Source organism: Sphingobacterium sp. GW821-FHT03E03, from assembly GCF_059420745.1.
On the sequence record NZ_JBWKUH010000018.1, the window covers coordinates 18029 to 39633 of the forward strand.

The window sequence follows — 21605 nt, forward strand, 5'->3', positions numbered from 1 at the left end:
CTAGAGATAGTGGTGAAGTTTTTTTTTACCCCGGCTCAGTTTAGTGAAGTAGGAGCAACCCGTTAACAACAATCCCGTGATGCTTAAAGTAAAAAGTATTTTCTTCATCTTTATTATGTTCAATTTTATTCGTGCGTAAATTGTTTGTGAAAGCTTTTATTTCTATCTTAATAATGCTGTGTGGCAAATATCTCTCTAAAAGCTTTACCAATTTGTTTTTAGGCTTCAATACCCTGTTTACTTTAGATCATTTGAATAAAAGCGTTCAAATCCAATTACATATTTCAAAACTCGCGTGATTTTTCAATTAAACGTTATTTTTCTATACCAAATCAGTTGTTTTCTAGATCAAATTCGATGATCCACAAGTCTTGACTGAAGATGAGGTCGTAGAGATCTCAAGCAAGATGTATTTTTTGTCTTTTGGTAATACAGATGTTAATAATACTTTATTGCCATCTTTCAAAGATAGGACCATCCAATAGTTACTATTTCATTAAACTTCGGACTTGGTACCTTTTGTCAGTTTCTTAAAGCCAGCTACCAATATCTCTTTCTTTTTTATAGGAAAATGCAAGCTTGGTACAGAAAGTTTTGTTGTCAATTGTGATGTATGTTATTTTTGGGCTAAATACCTTAATCATAAATACTAAATACGATGACACAACGAAACCTGCGATATGCTAAATTTTTGATGGCAGTGACCATGATTCTTGTTGTTCCTTTTGTTTATGCCCAACACAAGAAGCCTAATATTATCTTAATTCTTACAGATGATTTGGCTACAGCGATCTTAGTTGTTATGGCAGCCCAAATATTTCAACTCCTTTTTTGGACTCGATCGCTAGTAAAGGGGTCAGAGCAACAAACTTTGTGGTTTCAACGCCATCTTGTACGCCTTCGCGAGCATCGCCATTGACAGGACGATATGCTTCCCGTTACAATCTGCCGGCACCCATTGGTCCTGGATCAGATCTTGGGCTACCTAATGAGGAAGAGACAATTGCTGAGCTGCTAAAAAAGGTGGGGTATCAAACGGCGTTAATTGGCAAGTGGCACCTTGGTGATAAACAGGCCTATCATCATCCCAATAAGCAAGGTTTTGATTTTTTCTATGGTATGTTGTATAGTCATGATTATCATACCCCCTATGTAAAAACAGATTCTGTTATTAAAATTTTTAGAAATAGAAAGCCAGAGGTCTTGACGCCAGATGATTCAGATCTCAGTGCATTGTACCATAGGGAAACGGTGAACTTCATTGAAAGTCAAGATAAAGATCATCCATTCTTTTTATATTATGCACATAACTTTCCCCACCTTCCCTTGGCTTTTGCCAACAGAAAGAATGAGTTTGCTGATCAACAGAATGCAGGCACTCTTGGAGCAGTGATGCATCGGTTAGACCATAATTTTGCTGAACTTTGGAGAACGGTCGAGAAAAAGGGATTAGCCGACAATACAATTCTGATTTTCTCAAGTGACAATGGACCCTGGATTGCTTATCCATCACGAATGTCAGATGACCATGCAACAAAAAACTGGCATGTAGGCACGGCGGGAGTATTTAAAGGTTCGAAAGGGGAGACAACTGAAGGTGGAGTGCGTGTTCCTTTTATTGTCTATGGAAAAGGATATGCTCAAGAAGGAAAGGTTATTAGACAGGCGATCAGTAATTTAGATGTGTTGCCGACAGTGGCTAAATGGGCCGGGGCTTCCCTTCCCAGAAAATTGATCGATGGTCAGGCAATAGATTCTTTATTGAATGGTAAAGCGGAGGATCTAAAGCTCTCACATAGACCAATATTCTTGGTAAATTATGGACATATTGAGGCTGTTCGATCTGGCGACTGGAAATACAGGCGGATACCGGCAAGTGGCAATCAGCTCTCAGGAAAATCTCCTGAAGCTATTGAAGAATTGTATAATATTGCTTGGGATCCAAGTGAAAGAACAAATATAATAGCAGATTATCCTGAAAAGGCAAAAGAACTTAGTACACTATTCGAAGGATTCGACGGAAACATGAAGTAGGAGATGAACTGACTGAAATTTGGTGTCAAATCGAACCTTGTGCTGAGCAGTTAAAGTGATCGAAGTGCTTGTTATAGGATCACTTTTGCAAAGGAATTAAACTTATAAACCTTGTTTAAAAAATAAGCTTTATAAGTAAGTAGGCAAATTAAACTTGGTTGTCTAAACTAATGTTAATTAAAATATTTGATAAACCAATAAACATACCTATGAAAACCTATAGCATTATAGCAATATATATATGTCTAGTGTTGGCCGGATCAGTCGTTAAAGCTCAGCAGGCAAAACCTTATAATGTGCTTGTCATCCTGACAGATGACCAACGATTCAATACCATTAGGGCACTTGGTAACAACGAAATACATACACCTAATCTGGACAAGCTTGTAAAAAGTGGGACCACATTTACCCAAGCGCATATTATGGGCTCATTGGGGGGGGCTGTCTGTGCACCGAGCCGGGCAATGCTACTCACAGGGAGGCCTGTATTTAATGTCCATTCAGATGGTCGTAATATTCCTCCTAGTGAAAAAACCTTCCCAGAATTATTCAGAGATAATGGTTATCGTACTTTTTCAACTGGTAAATGGCATAGCAACCTACAGTCATTTAACCGCTCTTTCGCTAGTGGGGATAATATATTTTTTGGAGGTATGCATGAGGAAAAATCAGGTGGACACTGGAAACCTCGCCTACATCATTACGATCCTAAGGGAGCGTATAAGGATGAATTTCAGGCTGATGAATTCTCTTCAGTATGTTATGCGGATGCTGCCATTAAATTCTTAAATCAACAACAGGATAGTCCTTTTCTAATGTATGTAGCCTTTAGTGCACCACATGATCCAAGAACCCCACCAACGGAATTTTTGTCGCTTTATGACAAAAAAAATATTTCTTTACCTGGCAATTTTATGCCGCGCCACCCATTTAACAATGGAGAATTAGCTGTACGCGACGAGCAACTATTACCAGTGCCGCGCAATCCTGATCGTGTAAAACAGGAAATTGCCAAGTATTATGCGATGATTACAGCGGTTGATCATGAAATTGGGAGAATAATGGAAGCCCTCCGTAAAACTGCCCAAATTGATAATACGATTGTCGTATTCGCGGGAGATAATGGCCTTGCCGTCGGTCAGCATGGTCTATTGGGGAAACAAAACCTATACGATCATTCCATGCGTGTCCCCTTAATTTTTAGTGGTCCGGGTATTCCTTCCAATAAACAGACAGATGCCTTGTGTTACCTCACAGATGTATTTCCTACACTATGTGAAATAACCAAATTGCCCCAAGCGAAAACTGTAAGTGGAAGATCAATGAATAATGTTTTTACAAAAAGGAAATTCGAGGGTCGAGACCGGTTGTTTCTGACCTATTCGAATCTTCAACGTGCGCTGATTAAAGACAATAAAAAACTTATCTTATATAACGTTGATGGAGATCATCCTATACAACTATTTGACTTATCTAAGGATCCGTTAGAGATCAATAACCTGGCAGAAGATAAAGATCAGCACGAGACCATAAGATCTTTAAAAACTTTACTGAATAACGAGATGCGGGCTTATGGAGATTTCTGCGATCTATCGAAAGAAAACTGGGGATATCCCGGACGTTTAAAGTGGGAAGATGCTTTACTTATTAATCCTTAAATATCAGCAATGCAAATCCGAAGACTATTTTTTATGATGAATTTAAAACCATACCTATTTTTTTTCTTTGGTGCTGTACTGTCGACCGTCACTCCACATAAATCTACAGCGCAAGACGATCTAAACCTTCGATCCGTATTGGGAGAGGTCGATTCTGCAGGTATTTTTTATTCAAAGGATCATTACACATGGTGTAGTAGTGTGATCAAAGCTGAAGATGGTAATTATCATATGTTTTATTCCCGGTGGACACATGGAAGAAGGGCCTTGGATGACGATCCGATGAATTATATTTTCAATGGATTCAGTGGCTGGTTAAAATATTCCGAAATTGCGCATGCTGTATCAGCTAATTTGAATGGACCTTATCATTATACTACTACAGTTTTGAAAGGCGATGGGAAGGCTTCGAGCTGGGATCGTTACACGATGCATAACCCTTTGATCCGTAAATTTGGAAAGTATTATTACCTATTTTATGTCAGTAACTCTTTTGATAATTCTTTTGCGATAAGTGCAGATAAAGAAGTAAGTAGAGACTGGGCACATTGGTTAAAGTATAACTGTACACAGGGTATTGGTGTGATTAAAGCAAAAAGTATTGAGGATTTGTTGAGTGGTAATTATGAAAAACCTGCTGTGCCCTTAATGAAGCCTGACAATATCAATACTTTTGAAGTAACGACGAATCCTACAGTGGTAGAAGGGCCGGACAGACGTTATTACATGATGTATAAATCAAGAAAACCAAACGTTGGAAATATGACCTTTTATATGGCGGCAAGTAAAAAGCCCGATGGGCCCTACGAAATGGTGGGGGAGGTATTTACTTCAGCAGAGATGGCCTGTGAAGATCCTTGTATGTGGTATGACAAAAAAAGAAAAAGGTTTTATGCGGCGGTTAAGTACTATTCCCATAGTAAAAAGCTGGTGCCTCAATTTGGAGCGCTTGCTTTAATTACGTCGACAAATGGGCTGGACTGGGCGGCTGCGGCACATCCATTAATCTCGTTGCGTGAAATGAAAAAGACAAACGGAAAAGTAGTTCAATTATCACATCTGGAACGTCCTTTTGTTGTAACAGATAAAAACGGACAACCCATAGCCTTGTTTGCTGCGGCTTCAATTAGCGAACCTTCGGAAGGTACAGATCATCCATCTTTTGAAAATAATTCATTTAACGTTAGTTTTCCAATAAAGGAAGTTAAGAATAAATAATGTATGCAGAAGAGCAGGCTCCTGTCCGTTTTCAGTCAATACAACCTTTCTATTTTCAGGGGAACGACTTTCTTGTTGGTCGAATGTTTCTGCGCAAGCAATGTGGTAATATTCGGGTTGAGATCCAGTTTTTTGATTAAAGCAATTAGATCCCTCTAAGGACTACCCATCAGTAATACTTATTGTATACTTTCAGGGTGGTCCATTGTGATATACCGATTATAATGCCGACATCCCTCCATCCACAGGATAAGCAACACCTGTTACATAGGAAGCCTTATTAGAACAAAGCCAAGCAACCAGTTCTGCGATTTCTGAAGGCTCTGCGGGTCTTCCCATAGGCCATAGGGCAACATTGGCTTCAATTGTAGTCTGAAGAGCTTTAGCGGCTTCCATGACTAGGGGGGTAACAACGGTACCTGGACAAACGGCATTTATACGGATATTGTCTAGGGCGCAATCTAATGCGGCTGATTTAGTTAAGCCTACAACGCCATGTTTGGAAGCTGTATAAGCTGACTGCAGCTGTACACCCAATATCCCGGCTATGGAAGCTACGTTAACTATAGCACCACCTCCAGCAGCTTTAATTGCAGGGATCTGCGTTTTAAGACCAAAAAAAGTACCGGTTAAATTAATAGCAATTATCCTATTCCAATCTTGAAGAGAATAGGTTTCAACAGGAATAAATGGTCCACCAATTCCGGCATTATTAACAGCAATATGGACTGCTCCAAAACGTTTAACAGTAGCGGCAATCAGGGCTTCATGATCCGCTAATTTACTGATATCGGCTTTAACAAATATAGCCGAAGCACCCATTTCATGAAGCTCTTTTACAGTCTGCAGACCACCTTCTTCCTGGATATCACTGACGACGACACGAGCCCCGCCCTGACCTAATTTAAGTGCAATCGCGCGACCTATACCACTACCTGCACCAGTAACTATAGCAACTTTTTTTTTCATAACTTTGAAATTTTAATTATTTAAATATTTAATGATTATTTATATTTAATCTATTGTAGTTGCATGTAAGGTTAGACAGTATACACCGAGTCCCTTCCGAATTTCCCATTTAAAGTAGCATACGTGTGTAATGTCCATATCTTTATTAAGTGTTACATATAGTAACTTTTAGTAAAGGTATAAAAAAAATATAAAAGTTACTTATTGTAACATTTAAAAATTGTTAAATTTAATGAAGAATTACGACGGAAATAAGAGCACTAAAAAAAATACAATGAAAAGAGCGGACGCCATACATAATAATACAGCACTAATAAAAACAGCGTTAGAATTATTCAAAAAGAAAGGACCTGATGTTCCTCTTACTGAGATTGCAAAGCAGGCCGCTGTTTCCAGAATGACATTTTATCGTCATTTCCCGGATAAAAGTGCTATGATAACTGCAATATTTGTTTACACTCTTGAAAGATTAGCAACATATGCAGCTAGATTAGAAGATAATGATCAGGCTTTTGTAAAACTGCTTGATATATTATTAAAAAAGCGTGTTGAATATAACCTGCTTGTTCCGTATATGGAAGAAAAAGATGGTATACCTACATCTGATAAATTGTTTAAGCTATTTGCAAAACCCATTGAAAACGCTAAAGCATCAGGCTTATTGAGAACGGATTTTAACGGAACAAGTGATCTGTTGCTACTGATTATGATGATGGGAGGTTCGTTATCAAATCACAATATACCAGACTGCAAATATACTTCCGAAAGAACTATACAGCTAATCATGGAAGGCATAATAAAGAAATAATTAGACATCCTTCTTCTTATAGAAGACCAAGGCCACCCCATCGCATAGTTTGTTTTATTAGCTGTGAAATCTACGATATACTGCATCGTAAGGTCTTGAAGTGGAGTGAACTTTGTGAAAAAGTTTGCTTGATTCAGTTACCTATCCCAAGGTAGAGTGAATTCTTGTGCAGTTTCAGAGAATTATCAAAGCTGTTATCAATCTTATTTATAGTTTTTTATTGAGTTCTGAGGCCTATTTTATAGCATATCACCAGCATAAAATTACCGATATAGGGTTATGTAATTAAGTCCTCAACCTGTGGTAATTTCTTCCAATATCGTCACAAAATTTTCGTACAGGACGGATGTAGTTGTACGATTAGAATTTTTTGAAGGACAACAATTATGTGACAGGAATCCTGGAGAATGTATGGTTGAGGTCACCCTTTGTTTTAAAATTATTGTTCCCTTCGACTCGGTCAGTGCTAAATACTGCTAATTAGGTGAAATATAGCCTTTGAGAATCGAAAATTTCGCTTCTTTTTTCGTTGTCTGAGTTTAGGGATATACACAATTATAGTTTGATCTAGGAAATAGTGTATTTCGTCTAGAAAGGTTTGCGGATGATAGGTGTTGATTCTATTTTTATTCTGCGACTAATTGATTCAGGTTTTTTCCTGGATAAACTTAAACAACTTTTGGACGAGCTGCAAAACGAGGCTCTTCTGTTTACAGTATAGTTAATTATAGATTTTATTATTACGAATAGATACGCTCAATAGATTAGGTATCTACGGAAAATAATCTGTTTGGGGAGGATAATACCTTGAAATAAAAAAAGTTGCTAAGCTGAGTGCCTCAATGACGGTTTTAGCGCGAACGTGATTCATGCAGATTCGTTGAGCTGGATGTAAAGTAATGAAATACAATTTTAAACCTTAATAAATTATAATCAATGAATTCAATTTCAAAGACCTTGGGGCTTATTCCCGCCTTGGCCCTCTATGCACAGATTAGTGCGGCTCAGCAAGCATTCAGTGTGAGTGGTAAGGTAATCGATAAGGATACCAAGTTGGCGCTCCAAGGTGTCACGATTAAAGAAATCGGTGGATCAAAAGCGGCAGCCACAAATGCACAGGGGGAATTTACCATTGTGGTAAAACCCGATGCAATGCTATCGTTCTCGTATGTAAGTTATACCGCGCAGACGGTAAGTGTATCCAGTCAGAAGAATCTGATAGTAGAAATGATTTCGTCCAGTGAGAAGATTGAAGAAGTTGTGGTAACTGCATTGGGTATAAAGAAAGAAAAGAAGACCTTGACCTATGCCGCCCAGTCGCTTGATGTGGGGTCTTTTGCTAAAGTTCCTGAACCGAATATTGCTAATTCATTGTCCGGACGCGTAGCAGGATTGGATATTACACGCTCTTCATCAGGGGTTAGTGGATCCAGTAGGGTCGTGTTGCGAGGTGAGCGGTCGATGACCGGCAATAGCCAGGCACTTGTTGTTGTGGATGGGATTCCTATCAATAATAATTATTATTCTTTTGCGACGACTTCTCCCGGAAATGCAACGGGTGGGCGGGATGTAAGTGATGGGATTTCGAGCGTAAATCCTAATGATATTGAATCTGTCAACGTCTTGAAAGGTGCTTCCGCAGCAGCGCTTTACGGAAGCAGGGCTTCCAATGGAGCATTGTTGATCTCGACCAAGAAAGGTAATGCCCGAAAAGGGATCGGAATTAGCTTCGGGTCTAGTACGCAACTTGAAGCAGCGATGCAGCTACATGATTTTCAGCAAGAGTATGGACAGGGCAGCAATGGGGAATATATTCCCTCCAGCGAATATTCCTGGGGTCCTAAGCTAGATAGCAAATTGTTTGTGGATTCCTGGAGTTTACGCCCTGAGGATGCCAGCAAAAAAGTCCCTTATAGTACAAATCCCGATAATTACAAATCTTTCTATAAGACAGGTATTACCACAATAAATAGCCTCGCCATCAATGGCGGAACCGAGCATACAAATGCTTATTTTTCCTATACGAATACTTACGCTGGTGGTATTGTCGATAAAAATAAGATGATCAGGCATAATCTGAACTTACGGTTGGGCGGAGATTTGGGAACTAGCCGGTTTTCTTATGACAGCAAGTTAACTTACTTATACCAAAGGGTGAACAATGCCATCAAGACAGGGGAAACGTTCGATAATGTAAATCGCCAGATTGTACGGGTACCTACCAATATCGACTTGGCCGATATAAAAAACTATCAATTTACAGATGAAAACGGTCGTTTACGACAAAATTACTGGAATCCCACCTCAAACGGAGGCCAAAATCCGTATTGGATAATGAACAATACGCCGACAGTGGATGAGCGAAATCGTATAATGGGTTTTGTCGCATTGAATTACAAAATATTGCCCAATCTCAATGTGATGTTTCGTTCTGGGATGGATCGATCATTGGACAGTTATGATCTACGCTGGTATAATGATACTTATGTCATTGCACCAAATGGCAACTATCAGATTGGCAACAACGATGCACTGGAACTCAATAATGATTTATTGTTGACTTATAATACACAGTTCGGTGAACATTGGACGCTTAATGCTAATGGGGGAGCTAATATACAATATAATAAATTTGTGATCGGCAATACGAACAATACACAATTGATCTATCCCAATTTTTTTAATACGGGTAATGCCTTGCAATCTATTACGACGCGCAATACCTACGCGTTTGAAAAACAATCGGTTTTTGCGGCTGCAGATGTAGGTTTTAAAAAATTCCTTTTTCTTAATTTGACTGGGCGGATTGATCGTTCATCCACTCTTCCTAAGAATGAAAATGTTTATCCATTTGGGTCTATTGGTCTCACTGCTGTGTTGTCGGATATGGTCAAACTTCCAGATATAATTAGTTTTGCCAAAATCCGTGGATCCTGGGCACGCACAGGGAACGATGCGGGTCCTTATCAACTGATGGCCCCTTATTCTACCGTTCAAGGAGGATCGAGCATTCTCGTTTTACCATCAACCACTTTATTTAATGATCAATTGCGTCCAGAGCGTACGACTGGTTACGAGGCCGGTTTTGATGTCGATTTTTGGGCGAATAGGTTGGGTCTTTCATTTACCTATTATAATACGAATACAAAAGATCAACTCTTTAATGTTACGCTACCGACGGCCTCAGGATCTACTTCGCAATATATTAATTCCGGGGATGTAAGAAATAACGGATTTGAAATCATGCTGGAGGGCACGCCAATAAGAGGAGAAAATTTTTCATGGAAGACATCTTTTAATTACGCACAGAATGACAATAAAGTACTCTCTATTTTTGGAGGATTAAACGAATACGTTGGCGCATCAGATTTTATGAATACAATCAAAGCTGTTGTTGGTCGTCCATTTGGTGAGCTATACAGCCGAGGCTTCGTACGCGATACCCAGGGACGGATATTAGTTGATGAAGATTCTGGTATGCCTTTGGTTACTTCCCAACAATCCGTTTATCTCGGCAATACCCGACCAGATTGGATTGGAGGATGGAGTAATACGTTGAAATATAAAAACTGGGCCATGAGCTTCTTGATTTCTGCACGAATTGGTGGGGTTGTGTCTTCGTTGACAGATGCCGTGATAGACAGTGATGGATTGTCTACACGTACATTAGTCGGCCGCGAAGGTTTTATTTTCGATGGTGTGTATGCCAATGGGGATAAAAACAGCAAATCAATAACTGCTGAACAATATTTTCAAGCTATAGGCGGCAGAAATACGCCCATTGGTGAACAGTTTACATACAGCGCATCAAATATCCGGCTTCGTGAGCTATTGATTAGCTATAGCTTGCCAGAATCTATTCTCGAAAAAAGTTTTATTAAAGGTGCGACATTTTCATTGACTGGACGCAATCTTTTCTTTCTGATGAATAAAGCCAAAAATTTTGATCCTGAATCAGTTGTGGGCAGCGCTGCAACGTCGGTTGGTTTGGAGTCATTTGGCCTTCCGCCGACACGTTTGTATGGCCTTGACATCCGGTTACAATTTTAAATTTATATGAGATGAAACGAAATAATAATAAAATAAAAATAGCCATTGCTTCCCTTATTGTAGGAAGTGTATTGATCACTTCATGCAAAAAAGATATTACGGATCTCAATGAAAACCCCAATGCTTTATCAGCAGTTGACGCCCTATCCCTCAAATATCTATTTTCCGCATCACAGTATTATGGGATTATGGCGGGAACCGGTAGCGGTGGAACCTATCAGCTCTTTCAATCGCTGTTTACCGATCAGCGTGCGCAGTATTTTTCATGTGTTCAGACCAAGTTTCCAAGTGACCGAAATGTCATGGTAGGGAGTTGGCTCAATGGTTCTTGGGATCAATTTTATATTGGTCAGAACCAACTTGCAGAAGTACTGGGCCATACTGCCCCCGGGGCAGTACTGGATAATCCAGCAATCTATGCCATAGCACAAGTTTGGAAAGTATATACCTACCAGCTTCTTACCGATGCATACGGTCCACTACCTTATAGCGAAGCCGGCAATAAAAAGAGCGTAGTTTTATTTGATGGTCAGCGAGAGATCTACATGGATTTTATCAAGATTCTGAAAGAATCAGCAGCAACCCTTAGCAAGGCCGATGCAGTGAGTGGATTGGGAGATGGAGATCTTATTTATGCCGGTGATACAAAAAAATGGCTCCGATTTGCCAATAGTTTGCGGTTGCGGATAGCATTAAGGATATCCGCAGTGGAGCCTGCAATGGCGCGCAAAGAGGCCGAAGATGCTGCTGCAGCAGCAGCAGGGGGGGTATTACAAGTTGCGGGTGACAATGCATTACTGAAAGTCAGCAATAATACACCAAATCCGCTAGCGGCAATATCCAATTGGGGCGAGTTTCGGATGAGTGCTGCCATGCAAAGTATATTGCAAGGTTATGATGATCCACGATTACCGGTATATTTCTCGCCTGCTAAGAATTCCGGAAAGTTTAAGGGGGTGAGAAATGGGCTGAGTATCGCACAGATGCAAGCTGTTGGAAACACCGCCGACGATAATTCCAATCTTGCCATAAAAATTGGCTTTCAAAATCAAGGCCAGGCTCCTTTTCCAATTATGGTCACTGCCGAAACGTATTTTTTACTGGCGGAAGCAAAATTGAAAGGCTGGAATGTCGGTCAGCAGACCCCCGAGCAATACTATAAGCAGGGCATAAAGGCATCTATGGATCAGTGGGGAATAGAAACCACGATTGGGAATACATATATTGAAAGCGTGAAGACGCCTGCTGCATTGAATGATGTGTTTCAGACGCCGGCATTAACAGATATACCTGTTAAATTTAGTGTCAGTGCAGATAAGCAATTGGAACAGATCATTACCCAAAAATGGCTTGCATTATTTCCTCAGAGTCCGGAGGCTTGGGCTGAATATCGCAGAACAGGATTTCCAAAGTTATATTCCAGGCTGAATAATGACAACCCCGAGGCTTCGACAGATCCAAATAGTGTGCATCGGTTAACATATCCGCCCAATATATCCGCATTGGATCCCAAAGGCTACGCATCTGCTTTGGAAAAATTAGGTGGAAAAGATAATGTGCAGACTAGCGTATGGTGGGATGTTAGGACGAAATAAAAACGTCTTGTTATTGGTCAATGACTAAGCCTCTTAATTATAGTCAGTTAGATGCGGAATGATATTAGAAGATTGCAGATACCAATGAAAGCTTAAGAATTAGATTTATTTATATATTTTATATTTCGACTTATGAATTCTATTAAAATAAGCATGATGCTCCTTGTTGGAGTATGCGCTCTCGGAACAAGTTGTCAAAAACAATTACTTGACGAGCAAACGAAGGATGAACTTTCGAAAAAGGCAGTAACATCTTCAGGGGACCTATTTGATATGGCATCCAAAAATCTTCTATTTGACCAAGAGGGGTATCGTAAGCTGATGGCCGAGGTTCGTGGGGGGGACAGCAGTATAGTGAATGCGCTGTATGAAACTACCGCTAATGAGGCTCTTACGGCCAAGATAATCCCTTATTCAACTTTGTACCCGACAGATGCGCAACAGAGAACTATTGCCGAAAAAGCAGCTGGTGATGACTCAGGCCGCGTAGTGGCTCTTGCTCTCAAAGTTGTGACGGTAAGTGATTCTGCCAGGCAACAAGTTTATTTAAATAAGGCTGTTGATATTCTAAAAGCTTGGGCACGAACCAATACAGTTTCTTGGCATACACCTATTGAAACGGCCTTTCTCGGAATGTACCAAGGTTATTCTGCCATACGTTCAGTAATCAAACCAATTGATCGAGATTCTATCGATAATTGGATAAGGGGTAGGGCACTGAATGGACAGAACGCTTTCATCAATGGCTCCCAAGCCTCCAATTGGCAGACTATTCGTATATGTTTTTTATACTATTCAGGATACATCTTACAGGATATGACGTTGTTAGACAAAGCCAAAGCATCCTACAAAAGTTATCTTGACCTCAATATCTTGAATGCTGAAGGTCTAACAGATGATTTGAAAAATAGAGATGCTTTTGTCTATCATAGCTATATGTTAAGATTTGTTGCTTTTATTGCTGGAGCAGTCTACAATATGGAAGGTAAGGAAGCTGCAGTGGCAACTCTTTATCAAAAGAATACCAAGGGATATAGTTACGATGCATCTATCAGCCTTTGGGAACCATATTTGAACGGGCTCTATCACGATGAATTTGCAAACACCATTTTAGCTGATGAACGGGATAAAAGAAGGGGCACTTATAATCCGACGGGCGATGTTTATGTATTGGATCTTTTAGTGAAAATAATTCCAGGGCGAATCTACCCTTATATACAAAAATTGTCTCCTAATCCTTCCCGTTTTGCCAATCTGAATAGATATTTGGCAATGCTGAATAATCCTAATCCGATTATCCCACCCCCGGCAGTAAATATCCCTGGGCGAGGAGAGCTTTATAAGTTAGTTACGGGCGTAAATGGTAGTAGTGTTATTGATGTGAAAAATGCGGCTATTGCTAATGGGACAAGTTTACAGTTATTTCAGTTCACAAATAATAATGCACAAAAATGGAAGTTTTACAGCGCGGGTGGAGGAAATTATGTAATCAATTCAGCACTGGACAAAACAATGGTGTTGGATGTCGATGCAACAAAAGATATCGCTGGAACACCGATACGAATCTGGTCTGCTAACTTTAGCAGAGGGCAGCTTTGGAAAGTGAAAGATCTAGGCAACGGATATTATACCTTAGCACCAGCGAGTGCACCCGGAAAAAACCTGGATCTAGATGGATCAAAAACATTAGATGGTACCAAGATCCAAATCTGGGATATAAATAATGCTCTTGGACAACGCTGGAAGATCGTTAACTAATTTATCATTTATAAACACATTAATTTAAATTATGAAAATTAAACCTATTCAAATCGGAATTCTGTATGCTTTAGGACTTGGGCTCTTAAGCATCTCTGGCTGCCAGAAAAATCAGTTGGCTGCTACAGAACCATTAATGTTGAATGCCCGCGCTCAGACCGGGAACTCCGCAATGCTACCCTACACAAAAAACCTGATGTTCGATGAGCTTGGGTATAATCAATTTAAGACTGATCTCGCAAATCCGGCGATAGCGCCCTTGGTGTTACGACTTTTTGAAGAGAGCGCTAATGCAGCATTGACCCATAAGACGGTGGCTTATAGTAATATATATGATTCAAGGCCTCAGTCAGAATCTGCAGCTGGAAATGACGCGAACAGGGTTGTGGCTTTGGCTTTGAAATCATTTGCGACATCAGATTCGATATCGCGGCAGGTTTACATCAACAAAGCTGCAGAAATTCTTAAAACTTGGGCGAAAGTAAATGTTTCGTCCTGGCATAGACCGGTCGAGACAGCATTTTGGGGGATGTACGAAGGATATTCGCTCTTAAAGCCAGCTATGTCCTTAGCAGATCGAGATACGATAGACCGTTGGATCCGTCGTAGGGCAACGACAGATGGCGGTAAATTCACTGTACAGGACGGCAGTCAGGTCAATAAAGATAATAATTGGGAAGCGCAGCGCCTATCGCTTTTAATCTATTCGGGATATATTTTAAACGATGCAAGCTTAATCACACAAGCGAAAAATGAATACAATACGTTTCTTGAAAAATATCTGGCCGTAGGAGATGGAAAAACACGAGATTTTCAAGATCGTAGTGCTCTCGTATATCAAGCGTATGGGCTCTACTCTGCAGTACCTTTTTTAAAAGCTATTCATGACCAGGAGGGGGAAAGTGAGGGGACTATTTTTTTAAATAAGACAACAAGTAAAGGATTTAAATTAGAAAATGCGATTCGGTTTTGGGAGCCCTATTTGTGCGGGTTGTACCATGATGAATTTAAAAATAGTATATTCATCGATGAACGTAATGGACCACGAAGAGGGCGATATAAACCAGCTCGTGATATTTATGTTTTAGATAAACTTGTTGGTTTTTTTCCTGAAAGAGTCTATCCCTATATTGCGCTGCTTGACGGTAATCCTAGTCGTTACAATAAATTGAATCGCTATCTTGCTCTTTTGGGAAAATCGCTGCCAGCAAGTGATATCCCTACAGTAGAGCTTTTCAAACATACTAATTACGTTAATTCTGTTGCTCTTTTGGGAATAGGAGGCTACTCGTCGGCTAAAATGACCTTGATCAATATTTTGGATAATGATATTTCTAGTTTGAAAGTTCCCTCCAATCGTACCGTTCTATTATACTCGGGCGACTTTAGGGACTCCATTGCGGCAGGAGGCGTATTTAAGGAGATAAAAAGCAATATTAGTTATCTTTCCTCTCTTTCATTTAATGATTCAACAAGTTCTTTCATTATTATCAATAGATAGTTAGACCGTTGTTTGAAACGAATTTAAAAAAGTAGGTAATCCCATCAATAAATATTGGGTTACCTACTAATAAAAATAAAATGCAAACTTTTACGCATTGTATGGGGGCCAGATTGGATAATAAATTGCTTGTGGATTCTTTCCTATACAAATATTTAATGCTTGTGGCATAGTCGATAAAAATAAGATGATCAGATATAATCTCAACTTACGGCTGGACTAACTCCCTGGATTACCTGGAACGCAGGAGGAACTGCTTCTATTGTTGCTTCGGACGCGAGTACTGGTTTGAAAGCAATACATTTGCAGGGAGCAGGAGAGTGCTCTATACAACAGCGGATCACAGGTCTCATTCCCAACACAACTTATGTTTTCAAAGGTTCCTGTAAACTTTCTATGGCAGGTAGCTACGCGGTTCTAGGGGTTAAAAACTATGGTGGTGTCGTAAGAGATGTTAATGTGACAACAACGCAGTATGAGCAAAAATCAGTAACCTTTACTACAGGTGCTACGAACACTTTTGCGGATGTTTACTTCTATAAAAAAGGGGCGGTCAAAGATATCGCTTATGGCGATGATTTTTATGTAGAAAAATTATAACATCAATTACGCTTAGTATAAATCAAAATTATGAAAGGAGGTAAACTTTAAGGATTGTTTTTGTAAACAGCCTATTTCAAATAATATCTGTAAAAAAAACTTTAGACCTATTTTAACAACTGAACAGTAAAATCAATAATCTGTTAAATCTAGTTTTAAATGAAAAATCCAATTATTACACAAGCCAAGGTATGTTTTCGGAAAAAGCAAATTTTCTCGTTGGGATTCTTGTTACCGTTGCTGGCCAATACGTCTTATGCGAGTGGCGGTAGCTTTCTTCCGTCAGATCTCTCCATCACATTACACCATCTTGATAAAGATGCTCCATTACGATTAAATAGTTTATCGGTTGACCAGCATGAGGTCTCGGGACGCGTAGTCAATAAAGAGGGAGAAGCCGTCTCCAGTGTAACCATAAAAGTCAAAGGAACATCTGTTGCAGCTTCCACTGACAAAGATGGAGCATTCAGGATCAATGCGCCCCTTAACGCAACATTAGTCATCACGGCAGTAGGATACGCAGCCCAGGAAAAAGTTGTTTCCGGTACCGGAACGATACAGATTACCCTGCAATCTTCAGTTAATGGCCTGGAAGAAGTCGTGGTGGTAGGATATGGTAAACAAAATAGAGCGCTGGTCACCGGAGCAGTATCACAGATTGGCGGGGAGGTTCTTCAAAACCGGTCTATTTCACGGGTTAGCCAAGCTTTGCAGGGACAGCTTCCGGGGCTTAACGTAATCAGCGGGAACAGTGGTGGAGCACCTAACGCGACACAGAGTATTAATGTCAGGGGGTTTACCGGCCTGGGATCTTCAGGGGCCCCCTTGATTGTTATTGACGGTGTACAAGGTGGAGATATTAATACGCTAAACCCGGACGACATAGAGAATATCTCTGTATTAAAGGATGCGGCGTCGGCAGCTATTTATGGTTCCAGCGCTCCTTATGGCGTGATTCTGATCACTACAAAACAGGGAAAAAAAGGGAGTAAACCAGCGATCACGTATAACAATAACCTAAGTTGGGCGCAGCCGATCAATCTTCCGAAGATGTTAAACTCGCTGGACTTTGCCAATTTATATAATGAAGCTGCTTTAAATGCAGGTAGAAGCGCGATTTTCAATCAGGAAACCATAGATCGGATTGTTGCCTATCAAAATGGATCCCTGGCAACTGAAACTATTGCAAGTACTGCAGCAGGAGCCAACGAATATTATTCCTTTAATACCGGAAATGCAAATAACGATTGGTTTAAAATCTATTTTAAAGATCTGGCATTTAGCCAACAGCACAATATAGGCGTTTCCGGTGGCTCTGAAAACACAACCTACTATGTCGGATTGGGCTATAATGACCGCGCCGGGATGTATAATTATGGGGTGGATAACTATAAAAGATTCAATGCACGCACAAATATAACAACTCAGGTTGCGAAGTGGGTTGATTTTAGCTGGAGAGGCAGTTTTTCTAAGGAACTAACAAATACACCCAATACCTATAGTGGACGGACAGGTGGCAATTATATGCATCAGATGGCCCGAAAATGGCCGACGGTACCCTTATATAATCCAGACGGAAATTTTTCAGAAGCTAACGATGTGCCCCTGCAATTGGACGGAGGAAGGACGAAATCCATCCTTGACAAGGCCCTGTTGACAGGTGAGTTTGTTTTCCGGTTGGCACCGGGATGGACCGCGACAACAAATTACACGTTTGACGCTTCCTTTCAGGATCAATCATCACATACCAAAACCCTTTATTCTTTCCGCCCCGACGGATCACAGTATCCGATTGGTGGCACATTTCCCAATGGGTTTAGCAGGTCTAATTACCGCATACAACATCATATTATTAATGCTTTTACTAAATACGAGAAACAACTCGACGATCATTTTTTCAGTGTGATGGGTGGTTTTGTACGCGATTATACAGAATTCCAACGCTATGGGGCAAGTAACAACCAGTTATATTCGAATGATCTCCCTTCTTTATCGGGTACCTATGGGCCAGCACCTTCCATCAGTGATTTTGTCCGTAAGATCGCTTCGGATGGTTTCTTCGGTCGTGTCAATTATAACTACAAACAAAAATACCTATTTGAATTTAACGGACGGTATGACGGTACCTCACGTTTCCTAGGAGATGTAAGGTGGAAGTTCTATCCGGGCGTATCTTTAGGTTGGAACTTGGACAAAGAAGCATTTTTTGAACCAATTCTACCAACCGTTTCAGCGTTTAAACTTCGGGGTTCTTATGGATCATTAGGTGATCAGGCATTTTTGGATACAGATCCGAATAATCCGGTCTGGTATCCTTTCTATCCGAGCCTGGGTACAACCAGTCCACCCAATACCAACTGGCTTTTCGGAGGCAATCAACAAGCTTCTGTCACCCCACCGAACCTTGTAAATCCGGATCTGACCTGGGTGACGACGACGACCCTCAATATCGGAGCTGATATGAGCTTTTTGAAAAATAAATTAAACGCCTCCTTTGACTGGTATATCCGCAAAGCAAATGATTTTGCGGGGCCTGCTCAGGCACTGCCGGGGATACTGGGGGCGACTCCGCCAACCGTCAATAATGCGGCTATGGAAACAAGGGGGATGGAACTAAGCCTGAGCTGGAGAGATAAAATTGGTGAACTGGGTTATGGAGCCCGTCTTTCGCTGAGCGACTATACCGGCAAGGTAACCCGATACCCCAATCCGACAGGAATTATAGGGTCGGATACCTGGTATGCCGGACAGAAGATGGGTGAGATATGGGGATACACAACATATGGGTTGTTTCAGAATCAGGCGGAAATAGAGGCAACCGTTCCACAGACAAAAATATCTGGGCGGACCTGGAAACCAGGAGATGTCCGTTATGTGGATGCGAATAACAATGGGGAAATTGATTTCGGAAGCAATACTATTTCTGATCCGGGAGACCGTAGTGTGATCGGGAACAACACACCACGTTATGCATTTGGATTTACCGGGGACCTGAACTATAAAAATTTTGATCTGTCTTTTTTTATTCAGGGTATCGGTAAACGTGATGCCTGGATAGGTTCTAATTATTTCTGGGGGATCGTAGGTGATGAATGGCAAAGTTCGCCTTTTGATGTACATATGGATAGATGGACGGAGCAAAATCCGAATGGATATTTTCCCAAATTTTACCTGACAGATGAAAATGGAAAAAATACACAGCCACAGACGAGATATCTGCAAAATGCTGCTTATCTGCGATTCAAGAATCTACAGGTGGGCTATGCTTTGCCAAAGGACTGGTTAAATAAAATAGGTTTCAGTAAAGCCCGCCTGTATGTCAGTGTGGAGAACCTGTTTACAGTGACCAGCCTGATTAAAACCATGGATCCGGAACTATCAATAAGTGATGCCAAGATCTATCCTTTGCAACGGACTTATTCAGCAGGTATCAATTTTTCTTTTTAACATAAACATGCATTTGAGATGAAACGTATTCAATTAATAATATGGACTGTTTTTGGAGTTATTGCTATGAGTAGCTGTCAGAAAGATCTTCTGGAGCAGACCCCTGAGACCAATATCAGTGATGCCGATTATTGGAAAACATCTAATGATCTGAAGTTGTATGCCAATAATTTTTACAACAGTATGCTACCTAACTATAACGGATGGGGTAGTACGGGGATCTATGGTCTGGATGCCGATGGTAGTGACAATATGATCGCTGTCAGTTATAATACCGCATTGAATGGCGAACGTGTCGTACCCGGCAGTGGCGGAGGTTATGGTGACTATGCAGATTGGAGTCAGCTACGCAATGTTAATTATTTTCTTGCAAATTATTCCCGGGTCCAGGAGCCTTTTGATAATGTAAAGACCTATGTAGGGGAAGCCCTGTTTTTCAGAGCATATTTTTATTTTTCCAAACTAAAAACCTTTGGCGGTCTTCCCTGGTTGAACATGCCGTTGACACCTTCTTCACCGGAGGTTTTTAACGAACGGTTACCGCGCAATATTGTTGTTGATTCAATGATGAATGATCTGGACAAAGCGGTGAGTTATCTACCGAGCAAAAGTCTTGCGGAAGCATCCAGAATCACCAAGGAAGTCGCCATGTTGTTTCAGGCGCGTATCGCATTGTATGAGGGCACCTGGGAGCGTTATCAGAAGGGTGATTTTGCTGTCGAGGGATCTGACGGGAGAAAATATCTGGAAAAGGCCGCAACGATCACTACGGCGCTGCTCGATAATTCAGCTGGTTATGCATTGACCTCATTTGCAGGCGATCCAAATGGTTATTGGAATCTCTTTAATCAGGTAAATTACAGTTCAAACAATGAGATTATGCTTTGGCGGGCATTCAATCTCGCTCTTAATCTAGGGCATAGATGGCATCGTTACACCAATTCGGGTGCTGGCAGGGGCCTGACAAAAGATCTGGTAGACGCCTATCTCTGTAAAGATGGTAAGCCCATCTCGGTCAGTACGCTTTATAAGGGCGACGCAACCCTGAACGATGTTGTAAAGGATAGAGATCCCCGTCTTGCTCAAACAATTTATGTGAATGACGGCCAGCATATATTGACGAATAACAGGCCAAATGGGCAGGCTCCACTCGCATTTCAATACCCCTCTTTTGAGGTTGCAAATGAAGGTAAATCCATTACCGGATATCAATTGTATAAAGGACATAATCCTGACTATAATCAGCAACAGGATCTAGGTACTACAGGACAGATTATTTTTCGTTTTGCAGAAGCCTATCTTATCTATGCAGAATCGAAGGCTGAATTGGGACAATTGACACAGGCTGATCTGGACCGCAGCATCAATCTATTGAGAAGGCGTGTCAATATGCCTGATCTTACTATTGCAACTATTATACAGGATCCCAAACAGGAATTTAAAGCAATCAGTCCATTGCTCAATGAGATACGACGGGAGCGTAGAGTAGAACTGGCTGCAGAGGGGTATCGTGCAGATGATTTGTTTCGGTGGGCAGCAATTGGAGAAAAGATTGCTGGCTGGAAACCCAAAGGAGCGAAACGAGCCCAATGGGAGGGGGCCGGTGTGCCCGAAGCTATCTCTACGGCAGTTAAAAGCTTACCAGTGGATGCACAGGGATATATTGAATATTACCGGAATATAGCTGGTTTATCGAATGGATTCCAATTTAAACTGGATCGGGATTATTTATCTCCCATTCCACTGGATCAGAGCACACTTAACTCAAAGATTAAGCAAAATCCGGGCTGGTAATATAATCAAGCATAATTCATCAAATAAAATAATAAAAACTAGTTTAACATTATTTTTTGTTTTTTAGTAATATCATTGGAAGTCCTCTCATCGCGGTGAGGACTTCCTTTTGTATTGAGCCTCATTTAATTCATCTGCTATCATTACCTTCTTATCCAAGATATATAGCTACA

12 protein-coding genes and 1 pseudogene are annotated in these 21605 nt (G+C 40.7%); 11 read left to right on the forward strand and 2 right to left on the reverse strand.

Annotation, left to right across the window (positions count from 1 at the left end; translation table 11 throughout):
* Positions 1-108, reverse strand: coding sequence for a lipoprotein (locus AC07UV_RS18010; RefSeq protein WP_495184725.1), 108 nt, complete (start codon positions 106-108; stop codon positions 1-3).
* A gap of 723 nt (positions 109-831) precedes the next feature.
* On the opposite strand from AC07UV_RS18010, the gene AC07UV_RS18015 reads away from it, so the two are divergent.
* The 3 genes from AC07UV_RS18015 (at position 832) to AC07UV_RS18025 (ending at position 4910) form a co-directional block, all read left to right on the forward strand.
* Positions 832-2034: a sulfatase-like hydrolase/transferase gene (locus AC07UV_RS18015; RefSeq protein WP_495184726.1), complete on the forward strand. Its 1203-nt coding sequence runs from the start codon at positions 832-834 to the stop codon at positions 2032-2034.
* A gap of 209 nt (positions 2035-2243) precedes the next feature.
* Complete coding sequence (locus AC07UV_RS18020; protein WP_495184727.1) at positions 2244-3692, forward strand: sulfatase family protein; 1449 nt, start codon at positions 2244-2246, stop codon at positions 3690-3692.
* A 33-nt stretch (positions 3693-3725) separates the two neighbouring features.
* Positions 3726-4910 carry a glycoside hydrolase family protein gene (locus AC07UV_RS18025; RefSeq protein ID WP_495184728.1) on the forward strand — a complete coding sequence of 395 codons (1185 nt, stop codon included), beginning with the start codon at positions 3726-3728 and terminating at the stop codon, positions 4908-4910.
* Between the two features lie 219 nt (positions 4911-5129).
* Here the strand turns inward: AC07UV_RS18025 and AC07UV_RS18030 are convergent, their stop codons facing one another.
* The gene (locus AC07UV_RS18030; RefSeq protein ID WP_495184729.1) at positions 5130-5879 is read right to left on the reverse strand and encodes an SDR family NAD(P)-dependent oxidoreductase; all 750 of its coding nucleotides are present in this window, start codon (positions 5877-5879) and stop codon (positions 5130-5132) included.
* 274 nt (positions 5880-6153) lie between these two features.
* Here AC07UV_RS18030 and AC07UV_RS18035 point away from each other — a divergent pair, with 274 nt between their 5' ends.
* The 8 genes and pseudogenes from AC07UV_RS18035 (at position 6154) to AC07UV_RS18070 (ending at position 21432) form a co-directional block, all read left to right on the forward strand.
* Positions 6154-6687: a TetR/AcrR family transcriptional regulator gene (locus tag AC07UV_RS18035; RefSeq protein WP_495184730.1), complete on the forward strand. Its 534-nt coding sequence runs from the start codon at positions 6154-6156 to the stop codon at positions 6685-6687.
* Positions 6688-7623: 936 nt separating this feature from the next.
* Positions 7624-10737, forward strand: a complete 3114-nt coding sequence (locus AC07UV_RS18040; RefSeq protein WP_495184731.1) for a SusC/RagA family TonB-linked outer membrane protein — start codon at positions 7624-7626, stop codon at positions 10735-10737.
* A gap of 11 nt (positions 10738-10748) precedes the next feature.
* Complete coding sequence (locus AC07UV_RS18045; protein ID WP_495184732.1) at positions 10749-12332, forward strand: SusD/RagB family nutrient-binding outer membrane lipoprotein; 1584 nt, start codon at positions 10749-10751, stop codon at positions 12330-12332.
* A 132-nt stretch (positions 12333-12464) separates the two neighbouring features.
* Complete coding sequence (locus tag AC07UV_RS18050) at positions 12465-14090, forward strand: RICIN domain-containing protein (protein WP_495184733.1); 1626 nt, start codon at positions 12465-12467, stop codon at positions 14088-14090.
* A 31-nt stretch (positions 14091-14121) separates the two neighbouring features.
* Entirely contained in the window at positions 14122-15591 is a 1470-nt protein-coding gene (locus AC07UV_RS18055) for an alginate lyase family protein (protein WP_495184734.1), read from the forward strand.
* 228 nt (positions 15592-15819) lie between these two features.
* Positions 15820-16191 (forward strand): annotated as a pseudogene (locus AC07UV_RS18060) (carbohydrate binding domain-containing protein); the annotation flags it as partial.
* Between the two features lie 159 nt (positions 16192-16350).
* Positions 16351-19638, forward strand: a complete 3288-nt coding sequence (locus tag AC07UV_RS18065) for a SusC/RagA family TonB-linked outer membrane protein (RefSeq protein ID WP_495184735.1) — start codon at positions 16351-16353, stop codon at positions 19636-19638.
* Positions 19639-19656: 18 nt separating this feature from the next.
* Positions 19657-21432, forward strand: coding sequence for a RagB/SusD family nutrient uptake outer membrane protein (locus AC07UV_RS18070; protein WP_495184736.1), 1776 nt, complete (start codon positions 19657-19659; stop codon positions 21430-21432).
* Positions 21433-21605 lie beyond the last annotated feature (173 nt).